Here is a 25,557-nt window from a genome sequence, read left to right as displayed (position 1 = left end):
GCGGGAGCAAGGGTTATAAAACCTCAACTAATATTGAGGTCAAGAGGCGATGGATACAATTCCTGCAGCGCCGCTCGGCAAGCTCCTGACGGTCGGTGAAGTGGCGGAGCGCAGCGGCCTGGCCGTCTCGGCGCTGCATTTTTACGAGACCAAGGGGCTGATCTCGAGCATCCGCTCCCGCGGCAATCAGCGGCGCTATGGGCGCGATGTGCTTCGCCGGCTCGGCATCATCAAGGTGGCGCAGCGTGTCGGCATTCCGCTTTCGGAAATCCAGGCGGCGTTCGAGTCTTTGCCGCAGGGACGCACGCCGACCGCCGCCGACTGGCAGACGCTGTCGGCGCGCTGGAAGGATGATCTCGACGCGCGAATCAGGCGGCTTAGTCTGCTGCGCGACCGTCTGACCGGCTGCATCGGCTGCGGCTGCCTGTCGATCGAAAGCTGTCCGTTGCGCAATCCCTGTGACCGGCTTGGCAAGGAGGGGCCAGGCGCGCGGCTTCTGGAGACCGAAAACTAACCCCGGTCTTCTCCGGGAAAGATCGATGCGCGCCTTTCTTTCAGTCGGCGCGCTCATATGTTAAGGGCGAATGACGCAACCGGCGGCACTGTCCGCGAGGAGGACGGCTTCGTGTTCCATCCCAGACTATTCGAAAATCGCAATGTGGTGGTGACCGGCGCCGGTCGCGGCATCGGTCTTGAAGTGGCCCGGCAGTTCCTGGACTGCGGCGCAAAGGTGATCGTCCATACCGGGCGAAAGCCGGGACGCGACCTGCCGGATTTCCTGCTGACGGCTGAATCCGAAAGACGGGCGCTGCTGCTGCACGCCGATTTCTCCGCAGTCGGCGGGGCAGCCCAATTTGCTGAAGATGCTCTCGCCTTCTTCGACAGGGTGCATGTACTCGTCAACAACGCCGGCACCATGCTTGGCCGTTTTCCCGCTGCTACGCTCACCGACGCAGAATATGAGGCGGTCGTGCGGCTCAACCAGACATCGGTGGTGGCGCTGACGCGTGCGCTGCTGCCGGCATTAAAGGCGGCTGAAGGCGCTGCCATCGTCAACACGGTTTCGATTTCGGCGCTGACCGGCGGCAGCCCCGGTTCCTCGATTTATTCGGCCTCGAAAGCCTTCGTTGCGACCTATTCCAAGGCGCTTGCCCGCGAGCTTGCACCGGACGGAATCCGCGTCAATTGCGTGTCGCCAGGAACGATCGAGACGGAATTCCATGAGCGCTATTCCTCCCGCGAAAAGCTTGAGCAGACGAGAAAATCCATCCCCCTGCAGCGGCTCGGCACGGCCGAGGACTGCGCTCCCGCCTATCTGTTCCTGGCGGCTCCCTCGCTCTCGGGCTACATCACCGGACAGGTGATCGAGATCAACGGCGGTCAGCTTATCTGCTGATTTGCTTGGACCTTTTTTGGCATTTCATCACTTTTGACCAATTCGCTTTTGCGAATATGCTATTGTGCTGATCTACCTCATCGCCTCCCTTCCGAGATACAGAATGCCGTTGCCCAAACCCGAGCCGGGGATGACCGGCCAGGAATTGCACAAACTCGCTGGAAAAGCCCACGAAGCGAGCGATCTGCTGAAAGCGCTAGCGCACCAGACCCGACTTCTGATTCTCTGCATACTGGCGAATGAGGAGCGGACGGTGAGTGAAATCGAAAATATCCTCGGCATACAGCAGGCAATGGTCTCGCAGCAATTGGCGCGGTTAAGGCTCGAAGGCCTGGTCCATACGCGCCGTCAGGGCCGGCTGGTCTATTACAGCATCGGCAATGTCAGCGTGCTTGCCTTCCTCGAATCGCTGTTCGATCTTTTTCCGGCTGCAGAAAACAGTTAGCGACCGCCCTTGCGGAGCACAGCTGCTGCGTCAAAGATGAACTGACCCGGATGATGTCATGCCGGATCGGGAGGCCGGATGATCGACAAGCTGGAATTCTTCATCGCCCTTGCCAATGAAAAGCATTTTGGCCGCGCCGCGGAGGAGTGCGGGATCTCGCAGCCAACGCTTTCGGCTGCCATCCGGCAGCTCGAGGATCAGCTTGGCGTCATGCTGGTGCAGCGCGGTTCGCGGTTCCAGGGGCTGACGCCTGAGGGGCAGCGCGTGCTCGAATGGGCCCGACGCATCGTCGGCGATGCCCGCACCATGCGCGAGGAGATGCGCGCCGCGCGCCGCGGTCTTTCCGGCCACATCCGCCTCGCCGCCATTCCGACCGCCCTCGCCATGCTGTCGCGCATCACCACGCCATTTCAGGAGCGGCATCCCGGCGTGACCTTCTCGATCGTCTCGCGGAATTCGCTGCAGGTGCTGAGCATGCTCGAAAACCTCGAAATCGATGCCGGCATCACCTATCTCGAAAACGAGCCGCTCGGCCGCGTCACGACTGTCCCCCTCTATGCCGAGCGCTATAATCTGATCACGGCTGCAGGCAGCCCGCTATCTGATCGCGACAGCGTGACCTGGCGAGAGATCGGCGATCTTCGGCTTTGCCTATTGACTGCCGACATGCAAAACCGCCGCATCATCAACCGCCACTTGACGGAAGCGGGCGCCACAGCGCATCCGACGCTCGAATCCAACTCGATGATCGTGTTGTTCTCGCATGTCAGGACTGGGCGCTGGGCCAGCATCATGCCGCGCAACGTTGCAAAATCCTTCGGATTTCCAGTGGAAATCCGCATGATCCCGATCGTCGAGCCGGAGGCGCATCATCTGGTCGGCCTTGTTGCGCCTTATCGCGAGCCCTTCACCCCGCTTGTCTCGGCCTTGCTGCACGAGGCGAGAGTGCTCGTGCAAGATGAAGAACTTTGATAGAAAAAAACTATCAAGCAACGAGATAGCTTTATTGATCGCCGGCTGCTTCCCTGAGATGGTGGTTGCGGAATAGCACTCGGCCGGGGGAGGCCCGCTATTTCGCAACGAGCAAGCCGCCGGGAGGGCTGCCTTATGACCATTCATATCGCCGAAGGCGATATTGCAGCGCGCACCCGAGCCATCGTCGCCGATCTTCGCTTTCTCGAAGGGCCGCTGCTTCCCATTCTGCACGAGGTTCAGCAGGAATTCGGTTATGTGCCGCAGGAAGCCATGCCCGTCATCGCGGAGGAATTGAACCTCTCCCGCGCCGAGGTGCATGGCGTGGTGACCTTCTATCACGATTATCGCGATCATCCCGCCGGCCGGCACGTGCTGAAGCTCTGTCGCGCCGAAGCCTGTCAGTCGATGGGCGGCGATGCGCTGGCCGAGCGCGTCAAGACACTGCTCGGCATCGATTTTCATCAGACGACGCTCGATGGCGGCGTGACGCTGGAGCCGGTCTACTGTCTCGGGCTCTGCGCCTGTGCGCCGGCGGCGATGCTCGACGGCGAGGTCTATGGCCGGGTCGACGATCAGACGGCGGCGGAACTCGTCGCGGAGGCACGCCGATGACGGTCAGGATATATGTTCCGCGCGATGCCGCAGCGCTGGCGCTCGGGGCCGAAAAAGTGGCAAAGGCGATTGCCCAGGAGATCGCCGCCCGCGGCTTCGATGCCGAGATCGTGCGCAACGGCTCGCGCGGAATGTTCTGGCTGGAGCCGCTGGTCGAGGTCGAGGTTGCCGGCAAGCGCATCGGCTATGGACCGGTGAAGTCAAAGGACGTGGCTGATCTGTTCGATGCCGGGATGATTGATGGAGGCGAGCATCGGCTCTGTCTCGGGGAGGTTGAAGACCTCCCGTTCCTCAAGGAACAAACCCGCCTGACCTTCGCCCGCTGCGGCGTCATCGATCCGCTTTCGCTTGGCGATTACGAGGCTCACGGCGGCCTCGCCGGCCTACGCCGCGCCATTTCGATGACTTCAGCCGACGTGGTCAAGGAAGTCACGGACTCCGGCTTGCGCGGGCGCGGCGGCGCGGGTTTCCCGACGGGCATCAAGTGGAAGACCGTTCTCGATGCAATCGGTGAACGCAAATATATCGTCTGCAATGCCGATGAAGGCGACAGCGGCACCTTCGCCGACCGGATGATCATGGAGGGCGATCCCTTCGTGTTGATCGAGGGCATGGCGATATCAGGGCTTGCGACCGGGGCAACGAAGGGTTTCGTCTATACGCGCTCGGAATATCCGCATGCGATCGCTGTCATGACCGAGGCCGTCGGCATCGCGCGCCAGGCCGGCATTCTCGGACCATCGGTGCTCGGCTCGGGCCGCGCCTTCGATATCGAAGTGCGCACCGGCGCCGGCGCCTATGTCTGCGGCGAGGAGACGGCGCTGCTCAACAGCCTCGAAGGCAAGCGCGGCATCGTGCGTGCCAAGCCGCCGCTGCCGGCGCATAAGGGGCTGTTTAACTGTCCGACCGTCATCAACAACGTGATCTCACTGGCTTCGGTGCCGGTCATCATGGAAAAGGGTGCGGCCTTCTACCGCGATTTCGGCATGGGCCGCTCACGCGGCACCATCCCGCTGCAGATTGCCGGCAATGTTAGATATGGCGGCCTCTTTGAGACGGCCTTTGGTCTTTCGCTCGGAGATATCGTCGACAGGATCGGTGGCGGTACAGTGACGGGACGGCCGGTCAAAGCCGTGCAGGTCGGCGGGCCGCTCGGCGCCTATTTCCCGCGGGCGCTGTTCGATACGCCATTCGATTACGAATCCTTCGCCGCCAGGGACGGACTGATCGGCCATGCCGGCATCGTCGTCTTCGACGACACGGCCGATATGCTGAAGCAGGCGCGTTTCGCGATGGAATTCTGCGCCGTCGAAAGCTGCGGCAAGTGCACGCCCTGCCGCATCGGCTCGACGCGCGGCGTGGAGACGGCCGACAAGATCGCTCACGGCATCGAACCGGAGAAGAACCGGGTGCTGCTTGCCGATCTCTGCAACACGATGAAGTTCGGTTCGCTCTGTGCGCTGGGTGGTTTCACGCCCTATCCCGTGATGAGCGCCATGACGCATTTTCCGGAGGATTTTTCGCCGGCACCTCTGGTGGAGGCGGCGGAATGACAAGTTTTTCATGGAACGCCTGCGCTGACCGCACCATTTCAAGCAAGGAGACCCATCATGTCTCTCATCCATGAAATCGACTATGGCACTCCTGCTTCGAAATCCGAGGCCATGGTGAGGCTCACCATCGACGGACAGCAGATCAGCGTGCCGGAGGGCACGTCGATCATGCGCGCCTCGATGGAGGCCGGCATCAAGGTGCCGAAGCTCTGCGCCACCGATATGGTCGACGCTTTCGGCTCCTGCCGGCTCTGCCTCGTCGAGATCGAGGGTCGCAACGGCACGCCCTCTTCGTGCACGACGCCGGTGGCGGCAAACATGGTGGTGCACACGCAGACGGGGCGGCTGAAGGATATCCGCCGCGGCGTGATGGAACTCTATATTTCCGACCATCCGCTCGACTGTCTCACCTGCGCGGCCAACGGCGATTGCGAGTTGCAGGACATGGCAGGCGCCGTTGGCCTGCGCGATGTTCGCTACGGCTATGAGGGCGACAATCACGTCAAGGCGCGCAGCAATGGCGATATCAATCTGAAATGGATGCCGAAGGACGAATCCAATCCTTATTTCACCTATGATCCCTCAAAGTGCATCGTCTGTTCGCGCTGCGTGCGCGCCTGCGAGGAAGTGCAGGGCACCTTCGCGCTGACGATCGAGGGCCGCGGCTTCGGCTCACGCGTTTCGCCCGGCATGCACGAGCATTTCATCGATTCCGAATGCGTCTCGTGCGGCGCCTGCGTCCAGGCCTGCCCGACGGCGACGCTGACGGAGAAATCGGTGATCCAGATCGGCCAGCCGGAGCATTCGGCCGTGACGACTTGCGCCTATTGCGGCGTCGGCTGTTCTTTCAAGGCGGAGATGCGCGGCGAGGAACTGGTGCGCATGGTGCCGTGGAAGGACGGTCAGGCCAATCGCGGCCATTCCTGCGTCAAGGGCCGCTTCGCCTATGGCTATTCCACCCACAAGGACCGCATCCTCAATCCGATGATCCGCGAAAAGGTCAGCGATCCCTGGCGGGAAGTGAGCTGGGACGAAGCCTTCGCGCATGTGGCGCTGGAGTTCCGCCGCATCCAGTATCAATACGGCCGCGAGGCGATTGGCGGCATCACCTCGTCGCGCTGCACCAATGAGGAAACGTATCTGGTGCAGAAGCTGATCCGCGCCGGCTTCGGCAACAACAATGTCGATACCTGCGCCCGCGTCTGCCATTCGCCGACCGGCTACGGTCTTGGCCAGACGTTCGGCACGTCGGCGGGCACGCAGGATTTCGACAGCGTCGAGCATTCGGATGTCGTCGTCGTCATCGGCGCCAATCCGACCGACGGGCATCCGGTGTTCGGCTCGCGGCTGAAGAAGCGGCTGCGCCAGGGCGCCAAGCTCATCGTCATCGATCCGCGCCGCACCGATATCGTCCGCTCGCCGCATATCGAGGCCTCGTATCACCTGCCGCTGAAGCCCGGCACCAATGTCGCGATCATGACGGCGCTGGCGCATGTGATCGTCACCGAAGGCCTCTTTGACGAGGCGTTCATCCGCGAGCGCTGCGACTGGTCGGAGTTCGAGGATTGGGCGGCCTTCGTCGCCGAACCGCAGCACAGTCCCGAGCAGACCGAGATCTTCACCGGCGTGCCGGCCGCGGATCTGCGCGGCGCGGCAAGGCTCTATGCCAAGGGTGGCAACGGTGCGATCTATTATGGCCTCGGCGTCACCGAACACAGCCAGGGCTCGACCACGGTCATCGCGATCGCCAACCTGGCGATGGCGACCGGCAATATCGGCCGTCCCGGCGTCGGCGTGAACCCGCTGCGCGGCCAGAACAATGTGCAGGGCTCCTGCGACATGGGTTCCTTCCCGCACGAACTGCCGGGCTACCGGCACATTTCCGACGATGCGACACGTGACATCTTCGAAAAGCTCTGGGGCGTGAAGCTCAACAACGAGCCGGGCTTGCGTATTCCGAACATGCTGGATGCGGCAGTCGACGGCTCCTTCAAAGGCATCTACATCCAGGGCGAAGACATCCTGCAATCCGATCCCGATACCAAACATGTCGCGGCCGGGCTTGCGGCGATGGAATGCGTCGTCGTGCAGGATCTGTTCCTCAACGAGACCGCCAATTACGCCCATGTCTTCCTGCCGGGCTCGACCTTCCTCGAGAAGGACGGCACCTTCACCAATGCCGAGCGCCGCATCAACCGCGTACGCAAGGTAATGTCGCCGCGCAACGGCTATGGCGACTGGGAAGTGACGCAGAAGCTTGCCCAGGCGATGGGGCTCGACTGGAATTACACCCATCCGTCGGAGATCATGGACGAGATCGCCGCGACGACGCCGAGTTTCGCGATGGTCTCCTACGACTATCTCGATAAAATGGGCTCGGTGCAGTGGCCCTGTAACGAGAAGAACCCGCTCGGCTCGCCGATCATGCATGTCAATGGCTTCGTGCGCGGCAAGGGCAAGTTCATCCGCACCGAATATGTGGCGACCGACGAGCGTACCGGTCCGCGCTTCCCGCTGCTGCTGACAACCGGCCGCATCCTCAGCCAGTACAATGTCGGGGCGCAGACGCGGCGGACCGAGAATGTCGTCTGGCATGCGGAAGACCGGCTGGAAATCCATCCGCACGATGCCGAGCAGCGCGGCGTTCGCGACGGCGACTGGGTGAAGCTCGGCAGCCGCTCCGGCGACACGACGCTCAGGGCGCTGATCACTGATCGCGTCGCGCCGGGTGTCGTCTACACGACCTTCCATCATCCCAATACGCAGGCGAACGTCATCACCACCGATTTCTCCGACTGGGCGACGAACTGCCCGGAATACAAGGTGACGGCGGTGCAGGTCTCGCCCTCCAACGGGCCGAGTGAATGGCAGCTGGAATATGACGAGCAGGCGCGTCAGTCACGCCGCATCGCCGGTAAACTCGAGGCGGCGGAGTGACGATGTGGGGGCGGTCTGGTGTGGCTTTCCCTTCTCCCCTCGGGGAGAAGGTGCCCGGAGGGCGGATGAGGGGGCGGCTCGGCAAATGCGACCTCGCTTTCGCTCGTTCGTTCGCTCCTATTGTCGCTCACCCCCTCATCTGCCCTGACGGGCATCAAACGGGGTCGAGCCACGGGTCTCGACCCGTCCTTCGGACCCCCACGGGGGAGAAGGGGGAGTTTGCATCATGACCTTCACCGTCACTGCCCATGCCCCCGAAACCGCCCGCCGCAACGGCATCCTGCAGACCGGTTCGCGAATCGTGCCGGAAGAGGTGCCGATCGCCTTTTCCTATGGCGGCAGTTCGCATGCGGTGATGATGGCAACGCCCGCGGATCTCGAGGATTTTGCCGTCGGATTCAGCCTGACCGAAGGCATCATTGCCGGGCCGGCGGAGATATCGGGCATCGAGGTCGTCGAGGGCGAGCAGGGGATCGATGTGCAGGTGAGCCTGGTCGACGACGTCGCCGATCGGCTGCGGGCACGGCGCCGCAGCATGGCAGGGCCGGTCGGCTGTGGCCTCTGCGGCATCGAATCGATCGAACAGGCGGTACGGCCGGTGCCTGACGTTTCGACATCGCCGTTGGCGCTGTCGCATGCGGATATCGGCCGCTCCGTTTCGCTTCTGAACGAGGCACAGCCGCTGCATCGTGAGACACGGGCGGTGCATGGCGCCGGGTTCTATCGTCCCGGCAGCGGGCTGATTGCCGTGCGCGAAGATGTCGGCCGGCACAACGCGCTGGACAAGCTCTGCGGCGCCGTCATCCGCGCCAGTGAAAGAGGCGGGGACGGCGCCGTCGTCGTCACCAGCCGGCTTTCCGTCGAGATGGTGCAGAAGGCGGCGATCCTCGGCAGCCCGGTGCTCATCGCCATATCGGCGCCGACGGCTCTCGCCATCCGCACGGCCGAAGAAGCCGGCATGACGCTCGTCGCGCTGGTGCGCGGCGAGGATTTCGAGATCTTCACCCACCCGCACCGCATCTCGCCCGGAAGCATTGCCGATGTCGCATGATACCAAGACCAAGCTCGTCTATATGGCAAACCAGATCGCCACCTTCTTCAAGAGCCAGCCGCAAAGCGAGGCCGCGCAGGGGGTCGCCAACCATATCAACAAATTCTGGGACCCGCGCATGCGGCGGCAATTGTTCGAAATTCTGGAGAATGAGGAAAACGGCCTGGATGCGCTCGTGCTTCAGGCCGCTCCTCTGATCCGAAAGCCGGAGCCGGTGACACACTAAAGCGCGTTCCTCGCGCTTTGGGTCTTTATTTCAAAGCATGTCGTTACCGCAAAACCGCTGCACAATTTTGCGCGCCATGCTTAGGTCCGATAACCAGCATCGGCCCATGCGGGAGGGGAGGCAGGAGCAAGCTGCCTGCATATGCGCCGGTGACAATAAGTCTGAATCAAGCCAGGTACGATTCAAGGAGGAGTTGTTCATGACTGCAGCGCAAACACGTACAGACGGGGCGTTGGCGGGGGTAGGCCTGCTCGATCGTGAAAGGATCGTCGCAAGGCCCGGGTTCAATCGGTGGCTGGTGCCGCCGGCCGCGCTCGCCATCCATCTCTGCATCGGCATGGCCTATGGTTTCAGCGTCTTCTGGCTGCCGCTTTCCAAGTCGCTCGGGATCACGGCCTCGACGGCCTGCCCCGATCTGACACTCGCCTCGGCGCTGTTCACCACGACCTGCGACTGGCGTGTTGCCGACCTCGGCTGGATCTATACGCTGTTCTTCGTTCTGCTTGGTTCATCCGCCGCCATCTGGGGCGGCTGGCTTGAGCGCGCCGGTCCGCGCAAGGCGGGCGTCGTTTCCGCCTGCTGCTGGTGCGGCGGCATCATTCTTGCTGCGATCGGCGTCATCACCCATCAGCTCTGGATGATGTGGCTCGGTGCCGGCGTTATCGGCGGCATCGGTCTCGGCCTCGGCTACATCTCGCCGGTCTCGACGCTGATCAAGTGGTTTCCCGACCGGCGCGGCATGGCGACCGGCATGGCGATCATGGGCTTCGGCGGCGGTGCGATGATCGGCGCCCCGCTTGCCAACCTGCTGATGAACGCCTTCAAGACCGACAGTTCGGTCGGCGTCTGGCAGACCTTCATCGTCATGGCGGCGATCTATTTCGTATTCATGATGGGCGGCGCCTTCGGCTATCGCATTCCGCCGGCAGGCTGGCGTCCTGAGGGTTGGACACCGCCTGTGGCCAAGAGCACAATGATCACCACCAAACATGTGCACCTCGGCGATGCCCACAAGACCAAGCAGTTCTGGCTGATCTGGGCGGTGCTTTGCCTCAACGTTTCGGCCGGTATCGGCGTTCTCGGCATGGCCTCGCCGATGCTGCAGGAAATCTTCGCCGGCTCGCTGATCGGCCTGCCGGATGTCGGCTTCGCCCAGCTCGACGCCGGGCAGAAGGCATCGATCGCCACGATCGCCGCCGGTTTTGCCGGTTTGCTGTCACTCTTCAACATCGGCGGACGGTTCTTCTGGGCGTCGCTGTCCGATAAGATCGGCCGCAAGAATACCTATTATTGCTTCTTCGTCCTCGGCATCGTGCTCTATGCGCTGGCGCCCACTTTCGCAGGCATGGGCAACAAAGCGCTGTTCGTTCTCTCCTTCGGCATCATCCTGTCGATGTATGGCGGGGGCTTTGCGACCATCCCGGCCTATCTTGCCGATATTTTCGGCACGCAGTTCGTCGGCGCCATCCACGGCCGGCTGCTGACGGCCTGGGCAACGGCCGGCATCGTCGGTCCGGTCGTCGTCAACTATATCCGCGAAGCGCAGATTGCAGCCGGCGTAGCGCCCGGTCCAACCCTTTATACCGGCACCATGTATATCCTCGCCGGCATGCTGGCGCTCGGGCTTATTGCCAATTCGCTGATCAGGCCGCTTTCGGACAAATGGTTTATGTCCGATGAGGAGGTCGCTGCGCTGCAGGCGAAGTCGGCGGCCGTCAATGCAGGGCCGACGGGTTCCTTCGGCATCGGCACAGGCGGGCTGGACGCCAAGGCGATGCTTGCCTGGGCCGTCGTCGGCATTCCGCTGCTCTGGGGTGTCTGGGTGACGCTGAGGGCGACTTTTGCGCTCTTTGGGTAACCCATCAAAGCGCGCCGCATGGGTATCATGCGACGCGCTTATCTTCGTATGCAGCTCAACGTGATCAAAGTGCCGCCGCTTTGCGGCGGCACGGTAAAATGGTCATGCGGGGAGACCGCGATCAGAACTCTTCCCAGCTCTGGGCTGTTGCTCCGGCAGCGCCGTGCGCCTTTGCGACACGTGAAACGAGATGCAGCGCCGGCGAACCCGTCTGTCTTGCCTCATGCCTGCCGGCGGTCTGGGTCTGGCCCGGCAGACGGAACCTCGTCAGCAGCACACGCAGCGTTTCGGCTTCCTTCGCAAGACTGTGGCTGGCGGCGGTGCTCTCCTCGACCATCGCGGCATTCTGCTGGGTTGCCTGATCCAGCGTATTGACCGCCTGGTTGATTTCCTTGAGGCCGGTTGCCTGTTCCCTGGAGGCTTCGACGATGGCGACGACATTGCCGTCGATATCGCCGACCTGTGCGACGATCTCTTCGAGCGCCTTACCAGTCCGGCCGACGAGGCCGACGCCGTTCCTGACATGCTCGCCCGACGTGTTGATCAGCGCCTTGATCTCCTTGGCAGCTTTGGCGGAGCGCTGGGCCAGCTCCCGCACCTCCTGGGCCACCACGGCGAAGCCCTTGCCGGTTTCGCCGGCGCGGGCCGCCTCGACGCCGGCATTCAATGCCAGGAGGTTGGTCTGGAAGGCGATATCGTCGATGACGCTGATGATGTTGGTGATCTCGCGCGAGGACTGTTCGATCTGGCCCATAGCGGCGACGGCATTGCTGACAACGACACCGGATTGCTCGGCGCCCTGCTTGGTCATGGCGACGAGGCGGCCGGCTTCATCGGCGCGACGGCTGGAATCGTTGACGGTGGTGGTGATCTCTTCCAGCGCGGCTGCGGTTTCTTCGACGGAGGCGGCTTGCTGTTCCGTCCGCTTGGAGAAGGAATCCGCCGATGCGCCTATCTCGCGTGAGCCGGCGGCGATCGCGCTGGCATTCTCGCCGATCGTCTTCATCGTCTCGGCAAGATCTTTGATCGCAGTGTTGAAATCCTGGCGCAATTGCTCCATCGAGGGGACGAAGGGCGTGTCCAGCGTCCTTGTCAGATCACCTTCGGATAACTGACGCAGCGCGCCGCCGAGCAGAGAAATCGCGCTCATGCGCTGGGTGACGTCGGTTGCGAACTTCACGACCTTGTAGATCTTGCCGTCGGCATCGACGATCGGGTTATAAGCCGCCTGGATCCAGATTTCGCGGCCGTCCTTGCCGAAGCGGACGAATTCGTTGGCAATGAATTCGCCATTGGCGAGACGCCGCCAGAAATTGCTGTAATCCTCGGTGCTGACATAGGCCGGCTCGCAGAAGATGCTGTGATGCTTGCCGGTGATCTCGGCCAGGGAATATCCCATGGCTTTGCAGAAATTCTCGTTCGCGGTCAGGATCTCGCCCTTCGGGGTGAATTCAATCACTGCCTGCGACCGTGAGATCGCCTGAAGCTTGCCGGAATCCTCGACCGCCTGCTTCTTGGCGGCAGTGATATCGGCGGCGAATTTCACCACCTTGAATGGCTTTCCGCCCTTGAAGACAGGATTGTAAGAAGCCTGGATCCATATCTCGCTATTGCCCTTGGCAAGACGCTTGTAAGCACCGGCATCATATTCGCCGCGTCCGAGCCGCGCCCAGAAGGCGCGATATTCCGGGGTCGCCGTATAGGCCGGCTCGCAGAACATGCTGTGATGTTTGCCGACGATCTCGTCTAGGCGATAACCAAGTGCGTTGCAGAAATTCTCGTTCGCCTTGAGGATATTTCCCTTGAGATCGAATTCGATGATCGCCTGCGATTTGGAAATGGCATTGAGAATATATTTCGAATCGTAAGATAGACCAAACATTCTCGTCCCCATGAGATGAGCAGCAGCTTCTGCTGCTAAGGCTGGTAAGGCGAAGCCGGTCGGGCGAGAAAAACCGGCGCCGGGAAGACAGCCGATAACCGGCTATTTTTCCTGTCTATCGGGAAACGTGTCGTCCTTATGCTTCGCAACTCATGCTGATGAAGTATGGTTAATATCCGGTATAGAAGGCATCTCTAATATTCAAATATCAGAGCCGAAAAAATGATGGTTGCGATTTAAATTTGCTTATGATGACGCAATAAAAAACCGCCCAAAGCGGGCGGCTTCTATTATTCGATTGTATGGTCCGAATCACGCCGCCAGTTCATCCGTCTCGTTTTCCTTGAACATCTTGGCGAGGTTCAGGAAGCAGATCATGCCGTTTTCCGAGGCAATGATGCCTTCGCAATAAGCGCGGTCGAAGGACGCGGTCACTTCAGGCACCGGCTGGACCTGGCTGGAGGAGATGGTGAGGATATCCGAGACGCGGTCGACCAGCATGCCGATGACCATGCTGTGAACTTCGGCGACGACGATGGCGCTGCGCTCATTGGCGACCGTGCTCTTCATGCCGAGCTTGAAAGCAAGATCGATGATCGGGATCACCGAGCCGCGCAGGTTCATGACACCGATGACATCGGCCGGTGCATGCGGGATCGGCGTCGACGGCGCCCAGCCGCGGATTTCGCGAATGGTCGTGGTCTTGACGCAGAATTCCTGATCATGCAGGCGGAAGGCAATAATTTCGAGCGTATCGCCGCTGAAGTTAGTCGAATTGATCGTGGCCATTAGAATTCTTCCCAACTGTCGTAAGCTAGGGCAGAAGCGGATGCGCCACCATTGGCGCGGACAAGCTTTGCCTTCATACCACGCGATGGCTTTGCGCTCGGCGAAGCATCGTTACGGTTATTGACGACATTAGCGAAAGAGTGTTGCCCAAATCTAAATTGGGCGACGAGATTGCGAAGGTTTTTATCTCGGATGACAACCAGGCGGTTTTGCTGTCGATCTCTTCCAGCCGATCTTTGGCATTCAGGATCTTCCAGGCTTCTGCGGGATAGTGAAGAAGAATTGCGCCGATTTACTCAGCCTATCGTCTTTTCAATCTGCGAGACGGCCCAATCCACCTGCTCTTTGGTGATGACCAGTGGCGGAGCGAGGCGAATCGTATGGTCGTGGGTATCCTTGGCGAGAAGGCCGCGCTCTTTCAGCGCATGGCAATATTGCCGTGCGCCGCCGGCTTCGGGTTCCAGCTCGATGGCCATCATCAGGCCACGGCCGCGCACGTCCCTGACGATGTTCGAGCGGATCGACCTGAGGCCTTCGGTGAAGTAGTCGCCCATGAGGGCGGCGTTCTCGATCATGCCCTCTTCCGTCAGCACCTTGAGTGCGGTACGCGCCACCGCGCAGGCGAGCGGATTGCCGCCGAAGGTCGAGCCGTGCTGGCCGGGCTTCAGCACGCCCAGAACCTCGGAATTCGAAAGCACGGCCGACACAGGATAGAAGCCGCCGGACAGCGCCTTGCCGATCAGCGTCACGTCGGCCTCGATGGCTTCGTGCTCCTCGGCCAGCAGCTTGCCGGTGCGGCCAAGTCCGGTCTGGATCTCGTCGAGAATGAGGGTCACGTTGTTTGCCGTGCAGAGCTCGCGGACGCGGGTGAAATAACCCGCCGGCGGAATGATGACGCCGGCTTCGCCCTGAATCGGCTCGATCAGGGCGGCCACCGTATTGGCATTGATTGCGGCGGCGAAAGCCTCGGCATCGCCGAAGGGAATGATGCGGAAACCTGGCGTATAAGGACCGAAGCCGGCGCGGGCCTCGGGATCTGTGGAGAAACTGATGATGCTCAGCGTCCGGCCATGGAAATTATCGGCGCAGACGATGATCTCCGCCTTGCCCTCCGGCACGCCCTTGACCTCGTATCCCCATTTGCGCACCGCCTTGATGGCGGTCTCCACCGCTTCGGCGCCGGAATTCATCGGCAGGATCTTGTGCGATCCGGTGAGAGCCGCGAGCTCTTCGTAGAGATAGGCGAGCTGATCGTTGCGGAAGGCCCGGGAGGTGAGCGTCAGCCTGCCTGCCTGCTCGACCATGGCGGCGAGGATCTTCGGATGACAATGGCCCTGGTTGACGGCGGAATAGGCTGAGAGGCAATCGAGATAACGGTTGCCGTCAGTATCCCAGACATAAACACCTTCGCCACGCGTCAGCACCACGTCGAGCGGCTTGTAGTTATGGGCGCCGAGCCGTTGTTCCGTGGCAATCAGTTTTTCCGATGTGTTCATGGCCGTTCTCCCTCCAGAGCATGATGCCAATTTTATGCGGCGCGTGTCGGACGATCGAAGATGCGGCGGCCAAACAGGCTTGCCGTCAGCTCGACCAGGATGCGGGCGCTCTTGCCGCGATCGTCGAGAAACGGATTGAGCTCGACGAGATCGAGCGACGAGACGAGGCCGCTGTCCGAAAGCATTTCCATCACCAGATGCGCCTCGCGAAAGGTCGCGCCGCCCGGGACCGTCGTGCCGACGCCAGGGGCAATCTCGGGATCGAGGAAATCGAGGTCAAGGCTGACATGCAGCAGCCCGTTCGCCTTGGTCACGACATCGAGGATCTCACGCATGATGGCGCCGATGCCCTGCTCGTCGATCGCGCGCATGTCGAAGACATTGACGCCGTGTTCGTGGATTTCCTCGCGCTCGCGCGCATCGACCGAACGGATGCCGACCTGGAAGACATTCTTTGGATCGACGAACGGACGATCCTTCGGCAGGATCTCGGCGAACTCCGCCTCGCCGCAGAAGAAGGCGACGGGCATGCCGTGAATATTGCCGGAAGGCGACGTCGCCGGAGAATTGAAATCGGCATGGGCATCAAGCCAGAGGACGAAGAGCGGGCGGCCTTTGCTAGCGGCATAGCGGGCCATGCCGGAGACGCTGCCCATGGAAAGGCTGTGGTCACCGCCGAGAATCAGCGGAAAACGCCCGGAGGCGGCCACGTCGTGGACGCTGCTTTCGAGGGCGCGTGTGAAGGCGCCGACAATCCTCAGATTGTGGGCCTTCGGGTGATTCGGCAGGTCCATCGCCGGCACGATCCTGAGATCGCCGATATCGGCGACGTCATGGCCAAGCTCGATCAGCGTCTGGTCGACGCCGGCAATGCGCAGGGCCGCGGGGCCCATGGCAGCCCCCCTGCGGCCGGAGCCTTCTTCCAGCGGCGCGCCGATGAGGGTGACAGATCGCGATTGGGCATCCATTTCGAGGGCTCCGTGGTTGTGGCCTGTTTCGACCAATATTGGGGTAAAGTGCTGGTAGCAAAAAGATGGAAAAACGTCAGAAATGGACTATGATTGCGCAGATTGATAAATCTATTTTGACAAAGTGGTCAGCGTGGACGATCTCGACACCGAACTTCTCAGTGCACTTCGCCATAACGCCCGGATTTCCGTCTCGTCGCTTGCCGCGACGACAGGTGCATCGCGGGCGACGGTTGCCGCACGTATCGACCGACTGGTCGCCAGCGGCACCATTGTCGGCTTCACCATTCGCACCGGTCACGAGACGCGGTCCGCCGGCGTGCGCGCCATCGTCATGATCGAGGTGCTCGGCAAGCTCGCCGACAGGGTGGCCGATCAGTTGAGGGGCCTGCCGCAGGTGCGCGCGCTTCACAGCACCAACGGCAAATGGGATTTTGTCGCCGAACTCGAGGACCGCGACCTTGCCGCCTTTGACGAGACGCTGCGCCGCATCCGGCTGATCAACGGCATCAATTCGACCGAGACCAATATCCTTCTCAAGACGAGTAAGACGGGTTTCTAGAGCAATTTCCAGGAAAAGTGCGAAGCGGTTTTCCCAGGCAAAGCGCGAAGCGGTTTTGCCAGGAATTGCGTAAAACAAAGATTAGGCTGGCTCAGTATTCCCGCTCATAGACAATGCCGGCTTCGCCCTCACCGTTGCCACCGGCCCCTCCGCGCAGCTTGACGCCGCGGCCGACATCGAGGTTGATCACCGCCTTGGCGCCGGCCGAACCGCCCTGCTGCAATTCGAAATAGGTGCGATCGTTGAGATAGCGGCCGACGCTGACGCTCGTCTGGCCCTTGGAATCGGTGCTGACGTCGAAATCGTCGACGCCGAGCTGGTTGCGTAAGCCTTCGAAAAGTGAGGTGGAGCGGTTGCCGGCCAGCTGACTGACGGCGTCGGCGAGCTGGGCGATCTGCACCGGCGAGAGCTTCGACATCGACTGGCCGAAGATCAGCTGCGCCAGCACCTCGTCCTGCGGCAGCTGGGGCGAGGAGGAAAAGGTGATCGCGGGGTCGGTGGCGAGGCCGGCGACGTCGACGGTCAGCGTCGTCGATCCAGAGGCCGAGGTCGCTTCCATATCGAGCGCCGGCGTCAGGTCGCCGGCAAAGGTGATCCTGCTCTTGTCGGAGAAGTCCAGACGGCGGTTGAGAATGGTCATGCGGCCGCGGCGCATGGTGAAACCGCCGGTCACGATGGGTGCAGCCGCCGTGCCGCGGATCGTCACCAGGCCGCCAAGCTCGGCATCGATGCCGCGGCCGCGCACGAAGATATGCGAGGGCGCGTCGATTTCGAGATCCAGCGTGATCACCGAGGATTTCTCGCCGGGTTTKCGCTCGCCGTCATCGCGCAACTGCGCAAGTACAGCCCGCGGCGCATTCTTATGCCGGATGTCGATTTCTCTCAGTGAGGTCGGCAATTTTTCCGGGACCGTGATTGAGGTCTTGTCCAGCCGAAGCTTGCCGCTCAGCGTCGCATTGGTGATCGGCCCGCGCAGGCCGACCGTGCCATTGACGGTCGAGACGACAAGGGTTCCATCGACATAGACCGCCTTGTCGAGCTTGATCGAAATGTCGGTGGGAAAGCCGCCGGCTGGCTGGATGCCGATCGTGCCGCTGGCCGAAATCGTGCCGCCGCCGCCAAGGCTGCCGTTGAGGCGCGATATCACGGCCTGGCTGCCATTGAAGGTCACGGTCGCCATAAGATTGTTGATGGCCAGGTTGCGTCGGACGTCGACGAGCTTGGCGCCATTGGTCGAGACCGTGCCGTTGATGACGGGTGCTGCGGCCGTTCCGCCGATCTGGAGATTGACGGTGGCGACGCCATCCGCAACGAGGCCCTGCTGCGCAAGCGGGGCGCCGAGCACGGCGAAAGGAAGATTGCCGTTAAACCGCATGTCGATGGCGCGATTGCCTGTGATCACGACACTGCCGCCGCCCTTCAGCGACATGCCGGCGTCACCGGCAAGGCTGGTGTCGACCGTCAGCCTGTTTCCGGCAAGTTTGCCTGACGCACCGATGCTGAACGGCGAAAGGCCGGCACCTTTGGTCTGGCTCGTCGCCGCGTTCTTCCAGTCGACCTTGAAGTCGACGGAGGGCGCCGATAGCGCGCCGGTGGCCTTTACGGTCGCCGAGACCGCGCCCTCGGCTGCAAGACCGGGAACGAAGCCGTTGGCAATGCCCGCCGGCAGATTGGTGGTATTCGCCGTGACATCGAGAGACTTGATCGACGTGCCGGCTATGGCGAGATTACCGGTGGCCTTGAGCGCAATGCCGCCGCTGCCGTTGAGGGTGGCATCAAAATCCAGCCTGTCACCGGCGTATTTTCCCGTCGCTGCCAGCGCAAGGCGAGAGAGGCCGGCAGCCTTGGTGTGGCTGGTCGCGGCATCTTTCCAGTTGAGCTTGAAATCGACGATCGGGCTTGCCGGCGTTCCCGACGTTATGGCGTTTGCCGAAAGCGTGCCTTCAGCACCGAGACCGGGAACGAAGGCATTTGCGATATTTGCCGGCAGCGCCGGGATATCGGCATTGATCGAAAGGTCCCGGATGGCCGTTCCCGCGATCGTGACGCCGCCCTTCGCCTTGGCCAACACGCCGTCCTTGCCGCTAAGGTTGGCATCGAAGTCGACACGGTCGTTGGCGAACTTGCCGGATGCCGCAGCACTCAGGCCCGAAAGGCCGCTGCTCTTGGTCTGGGCGGTCGCGGCGTTCTTCCAGTCGAGCTTGAAATCGACCGCTGGCTTCGGCAGCGCGCCGGAGGCCGATGCCGTGCCCGAGACGGTGCCTTCGGCGGCAAGACCGGGGACGAAGCCGTTGGCGAGGCCTGCAGGCAGGTTGGCGAGATCGGCCTTGACGTCGAGGTTGCGAACTGATGTGCCTAATATCGCGATGTTGCCGGCGGCCTTCAGCGAGAGGCCGTCCCGGCCGCCGAGATTGGCATCGAAATCGAGCCGGTCGTCGGCGAAGCGTCCGGATGTGGTGAGCGCTAAGCCCGAGAGATGAGCGCTTCGGGTATGGCTGGTCGCAGCATCCGTCCAGTCGAGCTTGAAATCGGCTTTCGGTGCGGCGGGTGTCCCGGCGGCGGACACAGTGCCGGATATCGTGCCGCCGGCCGCCAGATCGGGAACGAAGGCATTTGCGAGACTGGCCGGAAGCTTGACGATCTCGGCATCGACCTTGATGCTGTCGATCGCCGTGCCGGCCAATGCGACATTGCCCATGGCCTTCAGCGAGAGGTCTTTATCGCCGCTAACTGCCGCGTTGAAATCAAGCTTGTTTTCGGCAAATTTTCCCGATGCGGTCACGCCGAGCGCTGCAAGGCCGGCACGTTTCGTGTGGCTCGTCGCAGCGTCTTTCCAATTGAGATCGAAATCGGCACTCGGGGCGGAAAGGGACCCGCTGGCCGAGATCTTTCCGGAGATCGCACCTTCGGCGGCGAGATCCGGGACGAAGCTGTTTGCTATATATGCTGGGACATTTGCCAGCGCGGCATCGACTTTGATGCTGTCGATCGCCGTACCGGCCAATGCGACATTGCCCATGGCCTTCAGTGAGAGGTCTTTGTCGCCGCTAACTGCCGCGTTGAAATCAAGCTTGTTGTCGGCAAATTTTCCCGATGCGGTCACGCCGAGCGCTGCAAGGCCGGCACGTTTCGTGTGGCTCGTTGCAGCGTCTTTCCAATTGAGATCGAAATCGGCACGCGGGGCGGAGAGCGACCCGCTGGCCGAGATCTTTCCGGAGATCGCGCCTTCGGCGGCGAGATCGGGGACGAAGCTGTTTGCGATATTTGCGGGAACATTCGCCAGTGCGGCGTCGACCGTGACCTTGCCGATCGTCGTGCCCGTGATGGCGACATTGCCGTTTGCCTTCAGCGAGAGGCTGTCGGCGCCGCCGATCACTGTATCGAAATCGAGCTTGCTGTCGGCGAATTTTCCAGATGCCTTGACAGCGAGGTCGGCAAGGCCTGCACGCCTCGTCTGGCTCGTCGCAGCACTTTTCCAATCGAGATCGAAATTGGCGGTGGGAGCAGCCAGCGAGCCGGAGGCCGTCAGTTTTCCTGTAATCGTGCCTTCGGCGGCGAGATCGGGCACGAAACCATTGGCGATGCGGGCAGGCAGGTTGAGGATATCGGCGTTGACATCAAGCACCGGCGCCTTGGGGTCGGCGAGCGCGACATTGCCGGCGGCCTTCAGCGAGAGGCCGTCATTGCTGCCGACCGTCGTGTCGAAATCGAGCTTGTTGTCGGCGAATTTGCCGCCGGCGGTGATGCCGAGCGGTGCCAGGCCGGCGCCCTTGGTCTGGCCCGTCGTCGCATCCTTCCAGTCGAGCTTGAAGTCGGCGACCGGTGCTGCCGGCGTTCCGGTCACGGCAATCGTTCCGGAGATCGTGCCGCCGGCTGAAAGGTTCGGAACGAAACCGTTGGCGAGCGCCGCCGGCAGCTCGCGGATATCGGCATCAAGCTTCAGCGTTTCGCCGGCGGAACCGGTGACGGTCACCGAACCGGCGCCGGTCTTCAGCGTCAGTCCGTTCAGACTGGCGGCACCGTCGCCGATGGCGACCTGCGTCGGTGCGGCAAGCTCGATCGGGATATTGCGGGGGCTTGCCGAGAAACGATCAAGGTTCAGGTGGATCGTGCCGTCCGCCGCCTCGACATTGCCGGCGGCCAGCAGGGGATTGCCGTCATAGGCAGCATCGAGATCGAAGTTGGTATGGTTTTGCTGCTTGGTAAACCTAAGCGAAAGGCCGGCAAGCTTGTTCGTTCCGGCGCTCACCTCCTCGGCCTTGACCGTGCCGTTTGCGGCAAGGGCGCTGAGATCGCTGACCGTTACATCGATATCCGGCTTGACGATCGCAAGCGTATCACGGCGGATCGAGCCGCCTGTTGCAAGCAGTTTGAGCGCGATCCTGCCGCTGTCGCTGCTGACGCCGAGCGAACCCTTGAGATCGCCTTCGGCCTTCTGTCCGCCGAGTGCGGCGAGCAGGCCGACATTGGGGAAATCGAAGGTCAATGCGCCTGTTGGCTCCAGAGAGGGCGAGAATTCCACATTGCCGGTCAGCCGGTTGCCGCCGATATCGGCGGTCAGTGCCGGAATGCTTATCTTGCCGTCCTGCGAGGTGATGTCGCCGTTGATGCCGATCGGTTGGCCATCGATCGTACCGGTGGCGGCGATCCTGCCCTGCGGCGCCTTGGGATCGGCGAGACCCGACAGGTCGATATTGAGGTTGCTGAGCGTGCGGTCGGCCATTTTAAGGCTGGCGGCCTTGAGATTGGCCGTCACCGAGATTGCCGGGAGCTCACCGCCCACTCTCAACGCATAACCCGCCCCACCACTGGCTCCGGGGATGAGCTTGCCGATGTCAGGCAGCCGGCCGGAGAGATCGGCATTCAACATCCCGCCATCAAGCGCGACGTTGCCGGCGGCTTCGAGCGTGCTGGACTTCAGGACGAGATTGGACAGCGCGAATTTTGACGGGATGGTGCCGACCACCTGGCTTTCGAGCGAGATCGGTCCGTCGAACTTGCTTGTTACCGCAGCCGGCAGGGCTGCCGGGTTGATGGTGAGCTTGAGGTTGCCGGTCAGCGCCTTGTCTGCCAGCCGATAGGAACCGTTGAGGCCGCCGTTGATATTGGCACTTTCGACGGTGGTGCCGTTGAAGCCGATGCCACTGGGCGAGATCTGCAGCGGCGAGGCGATCGTGACCGGGCCCTGGACCGCGCGATTGAGGTTCGGCTCGGCAAAGGTCGCGTCGCCGGCAACGAGGCGCAGCTGGACGCTGCCGGAACGCGCTGCGAGATTGAAGGCGTCGCTCTTTGCGGTCAGCTTGATATTGCCGATATTGGCCTGCGGAAGGGTTGCGGTGTCGAGCGAGCCGCTGACGTTCAGCCGGGCCGCCTGCGCATCGCCTGTTAGTGCCAGGTTGAGGCCAGAAATGAGGAAGCGCGCTTCGCCTTCAGCGAGTGGCCAACGGAAATCGACGGGCCCCGACGTGCCGAGCAGATTGGCGTTCAGACTGTTGTTGYCGGCCGGATCGAGGGTGCCCGAGGCGGCGATCACCACGCTGCCGGTGGCGATATTGCCGGTCTGGATATCGATCTTGCCGTGATTGTCGAAGGTGGTGGCAAGATCGATATTGGTCTGGCCGGCAAAAAGCGGCCGGAATGCCGATGGAAGCAGCGAGCTCAGGTCACCGCCGCCCTTGAGGTCGAGGTGGTGCAGCCCGTCTTCCGTAATCTGATGCCGGGCCTCGATTGCGGCGCGCTGCTGCCCGTCGAGGGCAGCCTGCAATTTGCCTTTCCAATCGGATATCGGCCCCTGGCCGTCCAGATCGATGTTGACGGCCGGGCTGTCCGGCAGGCCGAGAAAGCCCGCCAGCAGCCCGCCCTTCGGCTCGGACAGCTGCGCCTTCAGCCGCAGCCGGTTTTCGGCAGGCGCAAAGGCGATGTCGGCGGCAAGCCGCGCATCCGGGACCGCGTGACGGCTGACATTGACGACAGCTTCGCCGCCATCGCCATTCGCCGAAAGGCTGCCCTCGGCGGCGAGCGCAAAGGCGCGGCCGGCAACGGGTGCGGCAAGTTTGATATCGGGCAGCGCGACACGGTCTATATCGACCTTGATCGGAAGATTAAATACGCCGGAATTTTCAGCTCCGGGCCGCGAGGGCAGGGTGCGCACCGGCTTGCGCAGCACGTTGATCGCTTCGATCTCGAAGCGTTTGGCATGGAAAGTTCCCGTCAGCAGCGCAAGCGGATTCCAGTCGATCGCGATGCCATGAATTTCCGCAAAGACACCCCTGGTGTCGGAGATGGAGATCTCGGCGGCGCGAAGCCCGCCGGTCAAAAGGCCTTGCGGTTCGCGAACCTCGATCGTCATGTCGCGGTTGGAAAGCGTGGAGGCTATCTTTTCGGTAACGATTCGAGCGCCAAAACTGGTGAAGCCGAAGATCGCAAGCGCAGCGACCGCGAGAATCAAAGTGGCACCGACGGCATAGCCGGTGAGCCGTATGATCCAGTTGACGATTTTTGCCAGCGTTTGCATTGGCGCGGACACTACCCCGTTTTCATGACGGCTCACAGATCGGAAAACACGAACGGAATCGGCAATTCTAGAAGGACTGGCCGATGCCGGCGTAGATTCCGTAATCTGTGCCATCTTCGTACTTGTTCAGCGGCATGGCAAAATCAAGCCGCAGCGGGCCGAAAGGCGTTGCATATCGTATTCCGGCGCCGGCGCCGGCGCGGATATCGGAAAAACCTGGAAAGGTGCTGTCCGATACGGTGCCGACATCGATGAAGGGCACGATGCCGATCGTATCGGTAATCTTGATGCGAGCCTCCAGCGAACCGGTCACATAGGAGCGGCCGCCAGTGGGATCACCATTGTCGTTATAAGGCGAGATTTCCTGATAGCTGTATCCGCGCACGGAGCCGCCGCCGCCGGCAAAGAAGCGCTGTGTGGCGGGAATATCCCCAATGCTATCGCCGCCGATCAGGACGCCGGCGGCAACCTTGCCGGCCAGCACGACGCCGTCTTCCTGGCCGAATGGCAGATAGCCGGAGATCGAGCCCTCGAATGCCGCATAGGGCGTGGCGTTGAAGATTTCGTAGCCAGGCTTTGCCGAGAATGTCGCGCGATAACCCTCCGTCGGGTTGAACTTGTCGTCGCGTGCGTCGCGATCATATTGGATCGGCAGGGTGAAGGTCAGATAGTCGTTCGTGCCGAAGGCGTCATCATCGCGTTCCCAGCTGACCTCGCCGCTCGCCGAGACCGTGTCCTGGTCAGTCAGTTCGTAGGAAAGACCGAGCGAGGCGGTGACGAGCGTCGCGTTATAGGCATCCGGATTTTCGGTCTTGGCGACGATGCCGGCTTTCAGCGTGGCGGCGGGAAAGAAGGCGCCGGGCTTGGTGAAGAGGATGCCTGCGGAATAGTCGAGGCTGCCGACATCCGTCGTTTCGCCAAGCCGCGAAACCGATCCCTCGATCCTCAGCGTTTCGGCTTCGCCAAACAGATTGCGGTGGCCCCAATAGCCCTGAACACCGAAGCCGTCGGTGGTGGAATATTGCGCGCCGACGCCGAAGTAACGTCTCTTGCCTTCTGAGACCTCGATCGTCATCGGCAAGGTGCCATCCGGCGCCAGCGCATCCCCTTGGTGGATGGTGACGCTCGAAAAGACGCCGAGGGCGCGAAGGCGCTCGCCGGCTTTCTTCAGCGTTTCCGGGGAATAGGCTTCGCCCTTGTTCAGCCGGGAGTAGCGCTGGATGAAGCCTGGTCTGACAGTCTTCTCGCCGGTGACGCCGACATCGCCGATCGGGGCGATGGGACCGCCCTCGGCAGCAAGGACGATATCGACGGTATCGCTGTTGTGATCGGCGACGACCTTGCGTTCGGTCAACTTGGCGAAGGGCCGGCCTTCACTCTTCAATTGTTCGACGATCTTGTCGCCGGCCCTGATGATGGCGAGCGAGCCGGCCTCAGCGCCCGGGGCGAGGTCGTAATCGGCGGGATTGTGGTTTGCAGCATCGCCGCCGAACTGTACCTCCCTGACCTTGAAAACGGGACCGGGAGCAATGTCGACGGTGACGGGGATCGGTCCGGACCGGTCGAATGTCGGATTGGGCGGCAGGTCGTCGATATTCTTGCCGTCGATGGCGATCGTCACCAGGCCGCCATAACGGGCCTTTTCATACAGAGTGGCGATCAGCCGCTCACGGTCGTCGCGCGCCTTGACGACGATGCCAAGATCGCCGGAAACCGGCTGCTTCTGGTCGCTGACGAGACGGGAACTGTTTTCCAGCGCTTCTTTCAGGTCGGGATCGGCGGTATCGGCCCTGAGGTCGACGTGGTAGCGCACCGGATCGGGCACCTGTTCGCCTTCGTCTTCTTCTTTGCCGAAAATGGTGATGCCGAAAAGCTTGAAGGCGTAAGCGTCGCCGATCAGGACCGGTGAGAACGCAGCTGCCGCTGCGACCACCATCATGGYGCCTGTTCGCCGATACGCAGTACCTGTTTTCGGGCCTGTCCCTCTGATCCGCATCCGCCGCTTTTGGTTATGTCTACATTGAAGCTTCGTTGCCCAGCCATGAACAGCTTAGCGACAAAATCGCGMGGGGTGTACCATTTTAAATTGCCAACGCGCTAATTTAGCACAAAAAATCCCGGACGTGTGTCCGGGATTTCCTGAATTTGCCGATCTCCGAGCGCTCTCAGCGCGGGCAACTATCGATGTAGCGGCGGCCGTAACGGTCGCGATAGTAGCACTGGCCGGGCTGTTCGGCGACGCTGCCGATGAGGGCGCCAGACACGCCGCCGATAGCGGCGCCGACTGCCGCGC

17 protein-coding genes are annotated in these 25,557 nt (G+C 61.8%); 11 read left to right on the top strand and 6 right to left on the bottom strand.

The window, feature by feature from the left end:
• Nucleotides 1-49: 49 nt before the first annotated feature.
• From soxR to AC1ECN_RS03660, 10 genes are all read left to right on the top strand, one after another.
• A complete protein-coding gene (soxR, locus tag AC1ECN_RS03705; RefSeq protein WP_024323363.1) occupies nt 50-514 on the top strand; it encodes a redox-sensitive transcriptional activator SoxR in 465 nt (154 codons plus the stop codon).
• A gap of 111 nt (nt 515-625) precedes the next feature.
• Nucleotides 626-1,396, top strand: a complete 771-nt coding sequence (locus tag AC1ECN_RS03700; protein ID WP_024323362.1) for an SDR family NAD(P)-dependent oxidoreductase — start codon at nt 626-628, stop codon at nt 1,394-1,396.
• Nucleotides 1,397-1,499: 103 nt separating this feature from the next.
• Complete coding sequence (locus tag AC1ECN_RS03695; protein ID WP_018069028.1) at nt 1,500-1,841, top strand: ArsR/SmtB family transcription factor; 342 nt, start codon at nt 1,500-1,502, stop codon at nt 1,839-1,841.
• Nucleotides 1,842-1,919: 78 nt separating this feature from the next.
• Nucleotides 1,920-2,813: a LysR family transcriptional regulator gene (locus AC1ECN_RS03690; RefSeq protein WP_018069027.1), complete on the top strand. Its 894-nt coding sequence runs from the start codon at nt 1,920-1,922 to the stop codon at nt 2,811-2,813.
• A gap of 135 nt (nt 2,814-2,948) precedes the next feature.
• Entirely contained in the window at nt 2,949-3,428 is a 480-nt protein-coding gene (locus AC1ECN_RS03685) for a formate dehydrogenase subunit gamma (protein WP_024323361.1), read from the top strand.
• Entirely contained in the window at nt 3,425-4,981 is a 1,557-nt protein-coding gene (locus AC1ECN_RS03680) for a formate dehydrogenase beta subunit (protein WP_130725907.1), read from the top strand. The genes AC1ECN_RS03685 and AC1ECN_RS03680 overlap by 4 nt, the downstream gene beginning before the upstream one ends.
• 57 nt (nt 4,982-5,038) lie before the next feature.
• Nucleotides 5,039-7,918, top strand: coding sequence for a formate dehydrogenase subunit alpha (fdhF, locus tag AC1ECN_RS03675; RefSeq protein ID WP_130701868.1), 2,880 nt, complete (start codon nt 5,039-5,041; stop codon nt 7,916-7,918).
• A 226-nt stretch (nt 7,919-8,144) separates the two neighbouring features.
• A complete protein-coding gene (gene fdhD, locus AC1ECN_RS03670) occupies nt 8,145-8,969 on the top strand; it encodes a formate dehydrogenase accessory sulfurtransferase FdhD (protein ID WP_130725906.1) in 825 nt (274 codons plus the stop codon).
• Entirely contained in the window at nt 8,959-9,195 is a 237-nt protein-coding gene (locus AC1ECN_RS03665) for a formate dehydrogenase subunit delta (protein ID WP_130725905.1), read from the top strand. The genes fdhD and AC1ECN_RS03665 overlap by 11 nt, the downstream gene beginning before the upstream one ends.
• A 199-nt stretch (nt 9,196-9,394) precedes the next feature.
• Nucleotides 9,395-11,053, top strand: a complete 1,659-nt coding sequence (locus AC1ECN_RS03660) for an OFA family MFS transporter (RefSeq protein ID WP_130701864.1) — start codon at nt 9,395-9,397, stop codon at nt 11,051-11,053.
• A 121-nt stretch (nt 11,054-11,174) separates the two neighbouring features.
• On the opposite strand, the gene AC1ECN_RS03655 is transcribed toward AC1ECN_RS03660, so the two are convergent.
• The 4 genes from AC1ECN_RS03655 to rocF form a co-directional block, all read right to left on the bottom strand.
• Entirely contained in the window at nt 11,175-12,935 is a 1,761-nt protein-coding gene (locus AC1ECN_RS03655; protein WP_024323356.1) for a methyl-accepting chemotaxis protein, read from the bottom strand.
• A 312-nt stretch (nt 12,936-13,247) separates the two neighbouring features.
• Nucleotides 13,248-13,724: a chemotaxis protein CheW gene (locus AC1ECN_RS03650; protein WP_003543427.1), complete on the bottom strand. Its 477-nt coding sequence runs from the start codon at nt 13,722-13,724 to the stop codon at nt 13,248-13,250.
• Between the two features lie 296 nt (nt 13,725-14,020).
• Nucleotides 14,021-15,220, bottom strand: coding sequence for an ornithine--oxo-acid transaminase (gene rocD, locus AC1ECN_RS03645; RefSeq protein ID WP_130725904.1), 1,200 nt, complete (start codon nt 15,218-15,220; stop codon nt 14,021-14,023).
• 32 nt (nt 15,221-15,252) lie between these two features.
• Complete coding sequence (gene rocF / locus AC1ECN_RS03640) at nt 15,253-16,188, bottom strand: arginase (RefSeq protein ID WP_024323355.1); 936 nt, start codon at nt 16,186-16,188, stop codon at nt 15,253-15,255.
• A 124-nt stretch (nt 16,189-16,312) separates the two neighbouring features.
• Here rocF and AC1ECN_RS03635 point away from each other — a divergent pair, with 124 nt between their 5' ends.
• Nucleotides 16,313-16,750 carry an Lrp/AsnC family transcriptional regulator gene (locus AC1ECN_RS03635; protein WP_017966296.1) on the top strand — a complete coding sequence of 146 codons (438 nt, stop codon included), beginning with the start codon at nt 16,313-16,315 and terminating at the stop codon, nt 16,748-16,750.
• 91 nt (nt 16,751-16,841) lie between these two features.
• Here AC1ECN_RS03635 and AC1ECN_RS03630 read toward each other — a convergent pair whose 3' ends face one another.
• Together AC1ECN_RS03630 and AC1ECN_RS03625 are read right to left on the bottom strand one after the other, a co-directional pair.
• Complete coding sequence (locus AC1ECN_RS03630; protein ID WP_477952284.1) at nt 16,842-23,264, bottom strand: translocation/assembly module TamB domain-containing protein; 6,423 nt, start codon at nt 23,262-23,264, stop codon at nt 16,842-16,844.
• Nucleotides 23,265-23,331: 67 nt separating this feature from the next.
• Nucleotides 23,332-25,260: an autotransporter assembly complex protein TamA gene (locus AC1ECN_RS03625; RefSeq protein WP_477952222.1), complete on the bottom strand. Its 1,929-nt coding sequence runs from the start codon at nt 25,258-25,260 to the stop codon at nt 23,332-23,334.
• Nucleotides 25,261-25,557 lie beyond the last annotated feature (297 nt).

This window comes from Rhizobium sp. 01N447_2 (assembly GCF_056399245.1).
Note: the sequence above shows the minus strand (reverse complement) of the source record. Positions and strands in the feature narration are given on the sequence as shown.